The following is a 14,809-nucleotide window of genomic DNA, read 5'->3' as shown; positions in this document are numbered from 1 at the left end:
GTGTTTAATTGATGTTATGAGAGTGGGTGTTAGTCATCAAACATGCCGTCGAAGAATAGTTTAGTTAAATTATTAAATGCTTTTTTCTTTTCAATTTGAACCCAGTGGCCGCAATGGTCAAAGACATGCAATTGCGCATTAGGGATTCTATCTATTAAATGATATGCATTATTCAGAGGAATAAAAAAATCTTCTCGGGCATGGGTGACCAGCATTTGGTGGGAAATATTATTTAACTCGTCGTCTGATAAAACAAACGCATCAATACCTTTTTTTGTACCACCGCTAAACATGGCTTCAAACTGAAGGCGTACTTCATCTTTCATAACGTTATCGAAGCGTTGAGCAGCAATGCTAGCGATATCATTGCCAAGTAAACTCGGGTCAAAAAGAAATTTAGTAATTAAGTATTCTAAAGCCTCTTTGGAAGGGTCTTTATAAAACTCCCACCCTTTTGTGAGGCCTTCGGTAGGGGCAAATGGAGCACCTACTGGGCCCATAAGAACTGCTTTTTTAAAGCGTTCAGGGTGCCTGTTAAGTAAATGAAGGGTAACGCCACCGCCCATGGAATTGCCGACAATATGTGTTTGCTCAATCCCTTTAGCATCTAATAAATCTATTTGTTGCTGCACCCAAATATCAATCCAGTGGCTGGTTCCATTGGGTGGGCAGTCATGTTGACTAAGGCCAAAACCTGCAATATCTGGTGCAAGGCAATGGTAGTTCTCAGCTAGAAAAGGCAGTGCATATTGCCAGTTTGACATGGCGTTAGCACCAGGACCAGAACCATGTAGCAATAAAATACTGGTGTCCTTATCGGTTCCTGTTTCATTTAAAAAAGTATTAAAAGAACCGGTTTGGATGTTTGATGTTTGCATAGCATTCCTTATTTCTAAAAGTTTGAAGTTATAGTGTTTCTAAAGATAGTTAACAACGCTAGTTTAAGATCAATAGGTTGTTTAAAGAAAAATTGTTACATTAAAAAAATGATTATTTCTAACTAGCGTTCAGTTTGTTTAACTGGTTATAATCAATTGTATAAATAAATGCAAATTAATGAGATCCAGGAGAGAACATGTTTCCCAAAATGAATGCCCCAGATAGTATTAAAAGAAAAGTTAGTATAGTCGCTCGCTATACCACAATCCCTATATTGTTGTTTTCTACAACACCTGTTATTGCTCATTTTTTAGGTGGGGGGTATTGGTATTTGTTAACCCTTGCTGTATTTGGTATCTGTATGATACTTGACCCAATTGTAGGAGATGATCCTATTAATGCACCAGAAGAGATGGAAAAAGAATTAGAGGAAAGTTCTTTTTTTCGCTTTATGCTTTGGATCTATGTCCCGATACAGTTTCTAATTACTTTGTTTTGTTATTCATTGATAACAAATACGCCGATGGAAATGTTCACCGTGTTAGGTGTAAGCTACTACCCACTTAGCACAGCAGAAATGGTTTTCTTAGCCCTTTCTTTGGCCTTTGTTACGGCAACAGGTGCAACTCCAGGGCATGAGCTGTGTCATCATGGGAATCAGTTTGACCGTTTTATGGGTCAAGCCTTGATGACGCCAATTAGTATGGCTGATTTCTATGTTTATCATAATTTCCATCATCATATTCATGTAGCGACCCCACTAGATCCTGCAACGTCCCCATATGGTGAAAATTTTTGGAGGTTTGCACTTAGAAGTACAGTATTAAAGTCAATTACTGCATGGAAAGTAGAAGCGGAACGCCTTGGCCGAAAGGGTTCAAGTTGGATAAGTTTAGATAATAAAATGATAAAAATAACTATTGCACAAATCGCATGGTTTTCACTACTTGTTTATCTTTTTGGCTGGATTTCATTGCCGTTATTTATTATGCAATATCTTTTCCCAAGGCTGCTATTAGCCACAGCAGACTTTGCAGAACACTATGGTTTGATGCGTAAACAGCTTGAAGACGGTAGCTATGAAAAAGTAAGGGCAGAACATGCTTGGGATGACAGTATGATTATTAGTAGCTTTTTTATGTGTCAAATTGATCGGCATTCAGACCATCACGCGAATGTAGGGCGGCCTTATCAGATATTAAGGGTGATGGATAAGGCACCACGTTTACCATTAGGTTACCTAAATATCTTATTTGTAACGATGTTTCCTCCTTTATGGAGAAAAATCATGCATCCAATTATTGAAGAGTTTTATGACACAGCAGATATCGTGCCTTATGCATTGCCTAATACCTTGCCCGAGCGTTTTCTTGATAGAGCGGTTATAGCAGAGAAGTAGAGCGACAAATTAAGAAAGGAATAAAGGCCTTTTTCAGTGCAAAGGCATACATAGGAGAGCAATATGGTAAATAACATAGATTACAATCACCTGATTCAATCGGACAAGGTTCATGGGTCTTTATATACATCAGAAGATATCTATGCTGATGAAATGGAAAAGATTTTTCAAAATAGCTGGTTTTATGTCGGGCATGAAAGTGAAGTCAAGGAAGCAGGCGACTTTATTGCAAGGGATATAGGCCGCTCAGCATTGATCATGGTCAGGGATAAAGATTCTACAGTGAATGTAATGGTGAATCGCTGTGCGCATCGAGGCAATAACTTATGTAATGAAATGGAAGGCAATAAACGCAATTTTTCTTGCCTATACCATGGTTGGGTTTTTGGCTTAAATGGTGACTTGTTAGACGTACCTTATCCTGATGGCTTTACTAAAGAGAAAAAAGACCATGGGTTACAGACATTAATTACAGATAGTTATCGGGGGTTTGTTTTTGCAAGCTTTAACGAACCAACGATAAGTTTTGATGATTACTTGGGAAATGGTAAGCAGCTGATAGATCGGGCCTGTAACCTGTCTCCAGAAGGTGAGGTAGATTTAACAGGTGGTTGGGTGCGTCAAAAGTTTGATGCAAACTGGAAAATGCTGCCCGAGAATGATACGGATGGTTACCATGTAAACTATGTTCATCAATCATTTGTTCAAGTTATTCCTTCCCAATATAACGAATTTGTGGGCGGAGAAGACACCAACCAAGGGGTGATCAGAGACTGGGGCAATGGCCACACGGAAATTGATTTTGCCGCAGGCTATGTCAATACACTTGATTGGCTGGGCTCAACGGTTGAAAAGTCCAAATCATATGTTGAAAAAATGCACGCGGCATATGGCGAAGAAGAAGGCAACAAGCGGTTGTTTGATGGGCCGCCACATGCTTGTATTTTCCCTAATTTATTTTTAGCAGAAATGAATATAGTTATTTTCCAGCCGACCAGTGTTAACTCTTGTGTGCAATGGAGCACGCCGATGTTTTTAAAGGGGGTGCCAGAGTTGAACTTTAAGTTACTGAGACAAAGCGAAGGCGCATTAGGCCCTGCTGCTTTTTTATTGGCAGATGACGCAACGATAGCTGAACGCGCGCAAAAGGCGCTTCAAGCCGGTACACCTTGGTGTGATCTAAGTAGGGGAATGGATCGAGAAACGGTAAGAGATGATGGTGTTAAGGAGTCGCGAATGAGTGATGAAACGTCAAACAGAGGTTTTTGGCACCACTATCGCTCAGTAATGTTGGGAGAAAAGTAGCATGGGGAAGCAGGTGGCATTTGAGGTAACCAAAGAGCTTGAAGCCTTTATTATTCAAGAGGCGAAGTATGCTGATGAGGGACAATACCAGGCATGGTATGAATTATGGGCAGAGGACGCCGTTTATTGGGTGCCGCGCAAAGATGGTGACGATCCAGCGAAAAAGGCATCACATTTATACGATAACTATTCGAGGCTAACAACAAGGGTTAAGCAACTCAATACCGGTAACCGATTTAGCCAAGTACCTATTTCCGGTATGCGTCGTGTCATCTCAAATTACGAGTTCTTTAACGACAATGATGACAAGTTTAGGGTAGAGGCAAATTTCTATTTACCAGAATATTCTATTCAATCGGTACATAGTTTTAGGATATGGTCTGGTCGGTATACATATATCCTTAGCCGAAAAGGAGATAGCTTTCAAATACACTTAAAGAAAGTTAATTTAGTGAATGGGCTTGAACCTATACCAACACTGTCTTTCTTAATTTAGACTGATGAGCAGGAAGCCTTTATCAGCCGTTACCGGCCTTGGGATGACTGAGTTGCGTCGCGATTACACGGTGGCTTCATGGGAGTTAGCAGTTGAAGCAATTGGTATGGCGATTAGCGATGCAGGCTTAAAGCATCACGATATTGATGGATTGCTGATTAATAAAAGCCCCATTGAAGATTTATCGGCAATGCCGATGGACCTTCAGGATTATGCTGGCCTTAGGGATTTAAGTTTGCTGAATGTTGTTGAAGCAGAGGGTAGCTCAATGGTCCAGACACTACAGCAAGCAACGATGGCGATTCAATCTGGCTTGGCTAAAAAAGTGGTGTGTGTGTTTGCAGATACCCCTTTGCAACCAGGTGGTTCTGCCGCAGAATCCTTTGCAATCGCAATGCCGATGATGGGTAAATTGGGAACCGAGGTCGCAAATGGTTTTTACAGCGCGATAGCCGCGTATGCAATGGCTGCCCAACGATATTTAGCGGTATACAACAGAACAACTGATGACCTTGCAGCAGTAGCAATTGCAAACCGAGAATGGGCAAGGCTTAATCCGCTAGCTAAAATAAAAAAACCGATGACGATGGCAGATCATCATGCATCACCGTGGCTCGTTGAACCACTACGGATGCTGGATTGTGCTTACCCTGTCAATGGGGCAATTGCTGTGGTGGTCAGTGATGTAGAAACCGCAAAAGCGGCCAAAGAATACCCCGCTTATATCTATGGAATGGGGCAAGGTCATAAAGGTAATATCAATCGCCGTGGTTATCAGCCCGAAATAGAAACGGGTGCAAAAATGGCTGCACAAACAGCGTTTAAGATGGCAGGTGTCACGGTAGATGATATTGATGCCTGTGAATTTTATGATGCGTTTAGTATTTCCACCTTAATAAATTTAGAAATGTACGGTTTTTGCGAACCAGGAAAGGCGGCACAATTTATTGCAGAAGAAGGTATTGGTCCGGGTGGGCAATTACCCGTTAATACTGGCGGGGGGCATCTATCTGGCTATTATATGCAAGGCGCGACAGCGGTCTCAGAAGCTGTCATGCAATTACATAACCGTGCAGAAGGTCGCCAATTAAATACACTCAATAATATGTTAGTCACTGGCTATGGTGGACGGATGCAGTTCCATGCGGCGTTAGTTATGGGGCGATAGGAGGCACGATGGAATATCCAAAAGAAGATATTATTTGGCCAACGGTAGTTGATATTGCAAAACCTTATTATGAGGCAATGCAGCAACATAAGTTACTTATTCAGCATTGTTCGTCCTGCCAAACCAGTCTACCACCTGCACAAAAAGTGTGTGATGAGTGTGGTGGCAATGAACTCGAATGGTTTGAGGCTAAGGGCACAGGGGTTATATATAGTTACGTGGTTTTTCACCGTAGTTTTCACCCCTATTACGATGACAAAATACCTTACACAGTGGCCTTAGTTGAATTAACGGAAGGTCCACGAGTTATGGGCCATATAGTAGCGAGTGATGGGCAGCCATATCAAGTTGGTACAGCGGTGAGAGCACACTTTAAAAAAATAGATAAAAAAAACGAGTTGCTTTATTTTAAATTAGATGGGGAGGAGCATTAATTGACAACATTAGTTAGAGATTACCTGGTTCGTGCGGCGAAAGCGATGCCAAAAAGAATAGCTTTTTATGAAGGAGAAAGGTCTATCGATTGGGCTACGCTAAATGAGCGGGCGTGTCGGTTTGCAAAAGCCTTACAAACCAAAAATATTGGCAAGGGCGATGTGGTCGCTATTTTGTCTCACGAGCACATTGAAGTTTATGAGGCTTTTCATGCCTGCTTAAAATTAGGTGCGCCACGGGTTGGTGTTAACTGGCGCTATTCTCCTAAAGAAATGTTGTATGTCATCCATAACTCAAAAGCGAAAGTAGTATTAGTACAAGCTAACTGTGTGCCATTGATGGGCGATGTTGCCGAGCAATTGATATCCGAAGGTGTTTTATTGATTGGTTATGGTGGAGATCACAACCTGCCTTATGACTATCAAGAGTTGTTGGCAAAAAGTGATGGTAAGGTTGACCTGCCCGTACTTGAAAACGATGACTTGGCAGCCATCAGTTATACATCGGGTACCACAGGTTCGCCAAAAGGCGTGCTTTTATCCCAGCATGCGCTTAAAGACGCGATGATAAATACGGTGTTAAACATGGGACTCACGCCAGATGATGTATGGTATGCACCCACGTCATCGGCTTGGATTACCTTTGTACTCATAACAATGAATACAGTTAATGGAATGACATCAGTGCTTCCAGAGGGTGACTTTAATGTTGATCAATACTTTGAACATATTAATAAGAGGAAAGTAACGGTAACCATTATGGTGCCATTGATGATGCGCCGGATGATTCAAATCATGGAAGAAACGGACATTAAAATCCCATCCGTGCGACTAATAACCTATGGTTCATCACCAACAACGCCACAGTTAATCCGTAAAGCTGCTGAGACCTTCAACTGTGATTTAATGCAAATGTATGGTGTTACCGAAACCACAGGTGGTTGGATTTGTTTTATGAGACCAGAAGATACTGAAAGAGGTCTAAATGGTGAGGACCATCTTCTTCGTTCATGTGGTCGGCCAGCATTACATTTTGATATAGAAATTCGTGATGATAATGGCGTCGCTTTAGAGCCAAATACTAGCGGTGAAATTTGGTTAAAATCTGATACCTTAATGAGTGGTTACTTGGATTTAGAGGAGCAAACCAAAGAAGTGCTTAACAAGGGTTGGCTCAGAACTAATGATTTAGGCTATCTAGACGATGAGGGCTTTCTTTACCTAACGGATCGTAAAAATAACCTTATTATTACTGGCTCGGCTAATGTTTTTCCAAGCATGGTTGAAAATGTTTTAGATGAACATCCTAATGTTGCTGAAGTAGGTGTTATTGGTGTGCCACACCCTGAATGGGATGAGGCGGTGGTCGCGTTAATTATTGCCAAAGATAAAGCTGCGTTTGATTTCGATGAAATGGTTGCATTTAGTAAAGCAAGAATGGCAAAGTTTGAAGTGCCCAAACATATCGTGCTAGTAGACGAGTTGCCAAAAGGCTTGACGGGGAAAATGCTTAAAAAAGATATGCAAGCCATGTTCAAAGATGGTCGTCTGTCGGTGCCATGGGATTTGGCTTAGGAAATATCTGCAATTAGTAATTTGGTAAGAAGCTTGTCAGCTAACTGAAACAAGGCTGTCATTTTTGAGTGTTAATGTTTGCGATATATTTTATTGCGAATAATTACACATATGCCTGACACTGATGTCTTCTATACTGCGCTTGCTCTATTATCCTTTTTCTTTTTAATAAAAGTCTCAACACGACTGAAGCTTTCTAGGGCTAAGCACCCCTCTGTTCGAGGACATTCAAAATGGGCTAGGCGAATTGCCAAATGGGTTCCTTATTTTTCTTACGATGAAGAGGTGTTTTTTAGTAGTGATGACGCACCAATAGCCGTCGTTAATCAACGAAAAGAGGGTTTTAAGCAACTGAGTGAAAGCTTAGCCTGCCATTCGCCAAAATCTACCGGATTTTATGCCAGTATAGAAGACAGTGTATCGGATGTACGCTTTACTAATTTATACCGGGTTCCCTATCCGTATCGTAACTACCTTGGTCAGCATATAAAACCGGCCTCAATTGTCACTGAGTCCTCAGGCATTATGCTGAAGGATCTCGATGGTCGCTGGGGAGTTGACCTGAGCGGTTCCTATGGGGTGAATGTTTTTGGCTACGATTTTTATAAGTCTTGCTTGAAAAAAGGGTTCGAAAACGCACAAAACCTTGGCCCTGTCTTGGGGCCTTATCACCCAATAATTAAAAATAATGTTGAAGAATTGAAGCGAATATCTGGTCTTGATGAGGTGTCGTTTCATATGTCTGGTACAGAAGCAGTTATGCAAGCGGTACGCTTGGCTCGTTATCATACCGGTAAGCGATATTTAGTTAGATTCTGTGGTGCTTATCATGGCTGGTGGGATGGGGTTCAGCCAGGCATTGGCAACCAACGTAAAACTAATGATGTTTATACATTACGTGATATGAGTGAACGTACGTTGAGTATTTTACGAACACGACGTGACATTGCCTGTGTGTTGGTTAATCCGTTGCAAGGGCTGCATCCAAATTCAGATGCCTCAAGTGACGCTATGTTGGTTAATAGCGAAAGAGCGGCGGCCTTTGATAAGACAGCGTATAGCGAGTGGTTACAAAAACTTCAGCAAGTGTGTAAAGAGCGCTCCATTGTATTAATTTTTGATGAGGTATTTACCGGGTTTAGGCTCTCTCATAAAGGCGCGCAAGGTTTTTTTGCTGTGGAGGCCGATTTGGTTACTTATGGTAAGACCGTAGGTGGCGGTTTACCGGTGGGTGTTTTATGTGGCAGGCATCATTTAATGCAGCGTTTTAAAGAAGATCGGCCGGCGAATGTGTCTTTTGCGCGTGGCACGTTTAACTCACACCCGTACGTTATGACCAGTATGGATGCTTTTTTACAAGCACTGCAAACAGAAGAGATTCAACGCTCATATCAAGTGCTAGAGCAGGTCTGGAACGATAGAGTGCAGCAGATGAACCAAGCATTAAAGGAAGCGAATGTGCCAGTCAAAATGGTCAACCTCAGCTCTATTCTCACTGTTTTATATACCCAACCGAGTCGCTATAACTGGATGTACCAGTATTACCTCAGGGAGGAAGGCATCCTGCTTAGCTGGATTGGAACAGGCAGGCTGATTATGAGCCATAACTTTACTGATGAGGAATTCGCTGAGGTGATTAAACACTTCGTATCGGCTGGCCTAAAGATGAAAAAAGATGGCTGGTGGTGGCAGCATTCGGCATTAACGAATAAATGGATAAAAAGGCGGATGTTGAAGGATATGGTGAAATCGGTATCAGCAAAAAGGTTAGTGAAAGAGGCGAAGCGATGATTGACTTTACATCGAATGCGGTTATTAGTGATTTTCGCCAGTCATTAAAAGATGAGTTTGGGGAGTACCTGAGTACAGCACAAGAAGGCTTGGATTACGAAAACTGTCTGAAGATTGATTTTCACTGCCATGATCACAATAGTGATGTGCCCGATGAACTTTGGGGAAGAATCCTTGGCTTACCAGAAACATGGCTTAAGACGGATAACTTGGTTAAATGTTTACATAAAAATGATTGCGACGTTGTGACGATAACCAATCATAATAATGCTCGGTCATGTTGGGAGTTAATTGCTGAAGGGAAGGATGTGCTGGTGGGTACTGAATTCACCTGCTATTTTCCTGAATATAATTTATTTGTTCATGTGTTAGCGTATGGTTTTAATGCAGAGCAAGAAAAACAGCTTAATAAAACACGCGAAAATGTTTACCAATTCTTGAAGTTCGCAGCTGCTCAAAATATACCCGTTATATTGCCTCACCCGCTTTATTTGTATACCCGTGATAACAATATCGATCAGGCTTTATTCGAGAAATTAGCGGTCATATTTCAGCGTTATGAAGTGCTCAATGGTCAACGAGATTTATGGCAAAGTGTTTTAACCTTAAACTGGGTAAAAACGTTAACGCCTGAAAAAATTAATATGTATGCTGAAAAGCACGGCTTAACGCCCGGTGACTTTGCTGTTGACCCTGACAAACCCAAAGTATTAACGGGTGGCTCGGATGATCATATGGGGGTGTTTGCAGGCGAATGTGGATCGTACCTCTATGTGCCAAACTTAGCGCAGCGCTTGAAAACAGAAAAACCTTCTGCGTTAGCTTTGGAGGCGTTAATTGAGGGCCGTGTCGTGCCATTTGGTTATGTGGAAGAAAATCAAAAACTGAATATCGCCTTGTTGGACTACTTTGTACAAGCCGCCGTTAAAATAGAAGATCCAGGCTTACTTAGACTGTTTTTTCACCGAGGAGAAACATCAGATAAAGTAGCCTGCTTTATTATTGCGAACTTATTGTTGGAGCTAAAAAAGAGTAAGAACGCTCAGAATTTTTTTAAATTTATTCATAAGGCGCTGCAAGGTAAAAAACCAGGCAAACTGCTGTCTTGGAAGGTAAAAAAAGATTATAAATTTTGTATCGAGCATTTAACGCGTATTGCAGATAGTAAAAACGGCTCGCCGAATGTTTTTGTGAATACAGTCAATAGCTCTGTTCAGGTGCTCTATAAAAAACTAAGTTTATTAATTGTACAGAGGCTAAAGACGTCATCGGTTGGGTCGGGTAAGCAGTTAAACAGCTTTTCTACAGCGGATTTGACCAGTAAGTTTGAAATTCCCAGCCAGTTAACGGCGCTGTTTTATAAAGACAAGCCAGAGCAAGACTCCATCAGCAATATTAATATTGGTGAGCTATTAGACCATCTATCGTTTCCTATGTTAGTGAGCATGGTCCTCTTCAGTGCAACATTCGCTAGTACACGATTGTTATATCAAAACAGATCATTCCTTAATGACTTTTCAGAGCGTTTAGGGTGTAACCAACATCCTAAACGTGCGCTTTATTTAACCGATACACTCAGAGATAAAAACGGTGTTTCTAATTCACTGTCAGCCAAACTTAAGGAAATTCAGCAGTCAGATTTGCCAATAGATTTCCTTGTTTGTAGTACTGATATTGAAGAAGAGGCGCATTTATATGTTGTTGAACCAATAACAACGTTTAGTGTTGGGAAGTTTGGTGAGCAAGAACTTAGAGTGCCTGATTTTCTGGAAGTGGCGAAGGTGTTTTATGAAGGAGGTTATGACCGAATTATTTGTTCAACTGAAGGCCCTATGGCGATTGTTGCACTGGTACTTAAGCATATGTTCAATGTGCCGGCATTCTTTTTTATGCACACTGACTGGGTCGAGTTTATTAAAAATACCACAGACCTAACGCAACATGAATTAGATAGAGTTAGGCGTGCACTTCGCTTCTTTTATAAGCAATTTGAAGGTGTTTTTGTGCTTAACACGGAGCATCAGTCATGGCTCACTGGGCACCATATGCAATTAGACGAAAGTCGGGTGCACTTAACTGCACATCACGTCGGGAAATTTGATGATATGCAAGTCATGCCATTGAGAAAAGAAGAGCTGTTTAACGATGCCAACAGTGAAACACCGGTGCTGCTTTTTGCCAGCCGCTTAAGCAAAGAAAAGGGCATATTCGATTTGCCGTTTATTTATCAAGAACTGAAAAAAAGGCTGCCAGATATTCGCTTTGTGATAGCCGGGTCTGGGCCAGATGAAGACGAATTAAAGGTTCAAATGCCAGAGGCAAATTTCCTTGGGTGGGTGGATAAGCAAACAATGGCAGCTGCTTATGCAGGGCTTGATTTAAAAGTGTTCCCATCACGTTTTGATACGTTTGGAAATGTTGTTTTAGAAGCATTTACCCAAGGCATGCCAGTGATTGCATACAATACAAAAGGCCCCAAAGATATTATTGAAGATGGAATTAATGGATTTTTGGTTGAAGATAAGCAGCAAATGGTTGAGCAAATAGAGCAGTTTTTTTCAAGCAATGTTAATAAAGCGGCGATGCGAGAAAATGCCCTTAATAGATGTCAGCAATATCAAGCGGAACCAATAATGGCTGAATTTATGACAAACCTCGGCCTTAACGATTAATAAAAAAGTGAATGTCGTTGAAGGTTAGTGCGGCTTGAGACAGATGATTTCTAGGCTAACGCGAATGGAACGGTTAAATTTCTTATTAACAAACCGTATACCCCGTAAACTTTTCACTCACCTAATGGGTTGGTACAGCAAGATACAAAGCCCAACGCTAACAAGCTTATCCATCAGTATTTGGCGTATTTTTTCACCCGATTTGGACTTTTCCGAAGCAAAAAAACATAGCTTTAATTCATTGCATGAGTGCTTTATTCGCCAACTAAAAGAAGGGGTAAGGCCGATAGATACGTACAAAGGAGGCGTTGTTAGCCCTTGTGATGGCATTGTTGGTAGTCATGGCAAGATCGATAATGGGGTGGTCTACCAGGCGAAGGGTTTTCCCTATCACGTTGCCGATTTAATTCCGGATAAGGCGCTGCAGAAACGGCTACAAAATGGCTGTTATGTAACGTTAAGGCTAACCTCAACGATGTATCATCGTTTTCATGCACCCATCGATTGTGAGGTAGATAAGGTTACATATATCTCGGGTGACACATGGAATGTAAACCCAATTGCTCTGACCCGGATTAAGAACTTATTTTGTAAAAATGAGCGAGCGTTTATAGAGTTAAAAACAGGGCACAAAGATGAGTGTCTTGTGCTGGTGCCCGTTGCAGCTATTTTGGTGGCTAGCATGCAGTTTCACTGTTTAGCAGCCCCCCTGAATCTTCGCTATAAAGGACCTAATGTCTTGCCTTGCTCAGCCCTTTATAACAAAGGGGATGAGATGGGTTATTTTGAACATGGCTCAACTATTTTAGTTTTTGCCTCCAGCGAATTTGTAATAAACGAAGGCATTAGACAGGGCGAGTGTATAAAAATGGGTTCGCCGCTGTTACATAAAGCTACGTTTCGATAGTAATTAAAAGCTATTACAGTTCGCTAAACGGTCATGAGGGTGACATGCTAATGTCATATAAAGACGGCAAGCTGGTGTAAATTAATGATTGGAATTTCACCATGGGTTTTTTTGAAGAGCTACGTCAACAGCGCTGGGATGATCACCGTTACTATCATCATAATAGGGTAAACCAAGCGCTACATCTTTTTAGTGCAATGAGTTTTCTACTTAGTTATTACTACTTGTTTAAAGACCCAGTTGTTGCGGTTATGGTTGGTTGGTTAATTGCAATGGTGTTAAGGCAGATAGGGCACTTCTTTTTTGAACCTAAAACCTATGATGATGTTAATAACGCTTCACATGAATACAAAGAGAAAGTGAAGGTGGGTTATAACCTACATCGTAAAATAATTTTATTGAGTGTTTGGCTGCTGTCGCCTCTATTTTTATTGATAAGCCCTAGTTTTTTCGGCTTATTTGAACACGCCTCATCGAGCTATGATTATTTATACAACACCTCAATTCTTTGGTTGATTGTTGGTATTGGCGCTATTTTATTTAGAACGATTCATTTGTTTTTTATTATGGGCGTTCAATCCGGTTTGGTCTGGTGTAGTAAAATTATGACAGACCCGCTTCACGACATTTATATCTATTACAAATCACCGTACCTTTTATTAAAGGGCGATATGTATGATGAAATGAGTGATTGGTATGATGAAGATTTACAGGGCAGTCTAAAGAAAAATGGCCGTGTGGGCTAGCGAATGAAAATAGCGATAGCAGGTGCAGGCTATGTAGGCATATCGTTAGCTCTGCTACTGTCACAACGTAATCAGGTTGTTATTTTTGATATTTCAGCAGAGAGAATTGCTTTATTAAAACAGAAAAAATCGCCTATAGACGATTCAGACGTTAAGCAGTTTTTAAAGGATGACAGTCTTTCCTTGGTGGCTACCAACGATCAATATGAGGCGTATAACGAGGCTGATTATGTCATTATTGCCACGCCCACCAATTACAATGTGGATACCAATGCTTTTGATACCTCTTCTATAGAAACGGTTGTTGGCGATGTTTTGAGCATTAACCCTGAGGCTGTGATGGTTATTAAGTCAACGATTCCAGTTGGCTATACCTATAAAGTAAGGGAGCAATACGGTACAAACAACATACTGTTTTCGCCGGAGTTTTTACGCGAAGGAAAAGCACTGCATGACAATTTGTACCCTTCTCGCATTATTGTTGGTGAAAAATCAGAGCGAGCAAGAGTGTTTGCTAAGCTGTTGGTGGATGGTGCAAAACTGCCGGCTGATGAAATACCGATATTATATACACACTCAACGGAGGCCGAAGGGGTTAAGCTGTTTTCAAACACGTACCTTGCAATGCGGGTTGCCTACTTTAATGAACTCGATAGCTATTGCGAGTTACATCAATTAGATACGCGTCAGGTGATTGAGGGCGTTGGTCTAGACCCAAGGATTGGTAAGCATTACAACAACCCGTCATTCGGTTATGGTGGTTATTGCTTACCTAAAGATACCAAGCAATTATTATCAAACTATCAACAAGTGCCGAATAATTTAATTAAAGCCATTGTTGATGCCAACAATACGCGTAAGGACTTTATTGCCGAGCAAATTATAAAAACCCAGCCAAAGGTAGTGGGTATATATAGACTTATTATGAAGCAAGGCTCCGATAACGTTCGTTCTTCAGCCGTGCAGGGTATTATGAAGCGTATTAAAGCCAAAGGCATTGAGGTGATTGTTTATGAGCCAGTGCTGGAGGAGACGAGTTTTTTTAATTCGCCGGTCATGAGCAATTTGGATTCTTTTAAAAGCCAAGCGGATCTTATTGTCGCCAATCGATTATCAAATGATTTACACGATGTGCTGTGCAAAGTGTATACAAGGGATTTATTTGGTAATGATGCATAGGTGAGAGCAGAATCGTTGCAGCCAATATAAGCTTATTTATAACGCACAGTTCTTTCAAATAAAATTAAGCACAGGTAGCTTGCCGAACCGTATAGTTGTGGGTAAGTTGCCTGCTTCAATTGATCAAAAACGCAAAGGGTTTGGAGCTAATATTGGTTTTCGCTGAGAAGAGGCTTTTTTATGAAAGAGCCGATAAAAAGCTGGCTACGTACTCTATGAGTAAATACATATCAGCTATTTATCGGCAAGTATGACGGT

At 41.1% G+C, this 14,809-nt stretch carries 12 protein-coding genes; 11 read left to right on the top strand and 1 reads right to left on the bottom strand.

Annotated elements, in window-relative coordinates; genetic code table 11:
* Positions 1-29 precede the first annotated feature (29 nt).
* The gene (locus CYCPU_RS0111315; protein WP_020162763.1) at positions 30-878 is read right to left on the bottom strand and encodes an alpha/beta fold hydrolase; all 849 of its coding nucleotides are present in this window, start codon (positions 876-878) and stop codon (positions 30-32) included.
* A 197-nt stretch (positions 879-1,075) separates the two neighbouring features.
* Here CYCPU_RS0111315 and CYCPU_RS0111310 point away from each other — a divergent pair, with 197 nt between their 5' ends.
* From CYCPU_RS0111310 to CYCPU_RS0111260, 11 genes are all read left to right on the top strand, one after another.
* Complete coding sequence (locus tag CYCPU_RS0111310; protein ID WP_020162762.1) at positions 1,076-2,278, top strand: alkane 1-monooxygenase; 1,203 nt, start codon at positions 1,076-1,078, stop codon at positions 2,276-2,278.
* A 63-nt stretch (positions 2,279-2,341) separates the two neighbouring features.
* Positions 2,342-3,583: an aromatic ring-hydroxylating oxygenase subunit alpha gene (locus CYCPU_RS0111305; protein ID WP_016390785.1), complete on the top strand. Its 1,242-nt coding sequence runs from the start codon at positions 2,342-2,344 to the stop codon at positions 3,581-3,583.
* Between the two features lie 13 nt (positions 3,584-3,596).
* A complete protein-coding gene (locus CYCPU_RS0111300; RefSeq protein WP_223253208.1) occupies positions 3,597-4,079 on the top strand; it encodes an aromatic-ring-hydroxylating dioxygenase subunit beta in 483 nt (160 codons plus the stop codon).
* A 4-nt stretch (positions 4,080-4,083) separates the two neighbouring features.
* Complete coding sequence (locus CYCPU_RS0111295) at positions 4,084-5,247, top strand: thiolase family protein (RefSeq protein ID WP_026362683.1); 1,164 nt, start codon at positions 4,084-4,086, stop codon at positions 5,245-5,247.
* Positions 5,248-5,255: 8 nt separating this feature from the next.
* Complete coding sequence (locus CYCPU_RS0111290) at positions 5,256-5,681, top strand: Zn-ribbon domain-containing OB-fold protein (RefSeq protein WP_015006992.1); 426 nt, start codon at positions 5,256-5,258, stop codon at positions 5,679-5,681.
* Complete coding sequence (locus tag CYCPU_RS0111285; RefSeq protein WP_020162760.1) at positions 5,682-7,256, top strand: class I adenylate-forming enzyme family protein; 1,575 nt, start codon at positions 5,682-5,684, stop codon at positions 7,254-7,256.
* 111 nt (positions 7,257-7,367) lie between these two features.
* Entirely contained in the window at positions 7,368-9,047 is a 1,680-nt protein-coding gene (locus CYCPU_RS0111280; protein ID WP_020162759.1) for an aminotransferase class III-fold pyridoxal phosphate-dependent enzyme, read from the top strand.
* On the top strand, positions 8,969-11,719 hold the full coding sequence (locus tag CYCPU_RS0111275) for a glycosyltransferase (protein ID WP_020162758.1): 2,751 nt from the start codon (positions 8,969-8,971) through the stop codon (positions 11,717-11,719). Before CYCPU_RS0111280 ends, CYCPU_RS0111275 begins: the two co-directional genes overlap by 79 nt.
* A gap of 64 nt (positions 11,720-11,783) precedes the next feature.
* Entirely contained in the window at positions 11,784-12,626 is an 843-nt protein-coding gene (gene asd / locus CYCPU_RS0111270; protein WP_016390791.1) for an archaetidylserine decarboxylase, read from the top strand.
* Between the two features lie 101 nt (positions 12,627-12,727).
* Positions 12,728-13,372, top strand: a complete 645-nt coding sequence (locus tag CYCPU_RS0111265) for a hypothetical protein (RefSeq protein ID WP_016390792.1) — start codon at positions 12,728-12,730, stop codon at positions 13,370-13,372.
* A gap of 3 nt (positions 13,373-13,375) precedes the next feature.
* Entirely contained in the window at positions 13,376-14,551 is a 1,176-nt protein-coding gene (locus CYCPU_RS0111260) for a nucleotide sugar dehydrogenase (protein ID WP_020162757.1), read from the top strand.
* Positions 14,552-14,809: the final 258 nt, after the last annotated feature.

It is taken from the genome of Cycloclasticus pugetii PS-1 (genome assembly GCF_000384415.1).
Taxonomy (GTDB): Bacteria; Pseudomonadota; Gammaproteobacteria; order Methylococcales; family Cycloclasticaceae; genus Cycloclasticus; species Cycloclasticus pugetii.
Note: the sequence above shows the minus strand (reverse complement) of the source record. Positions and strands in the feature narration are given on the sequence as shown.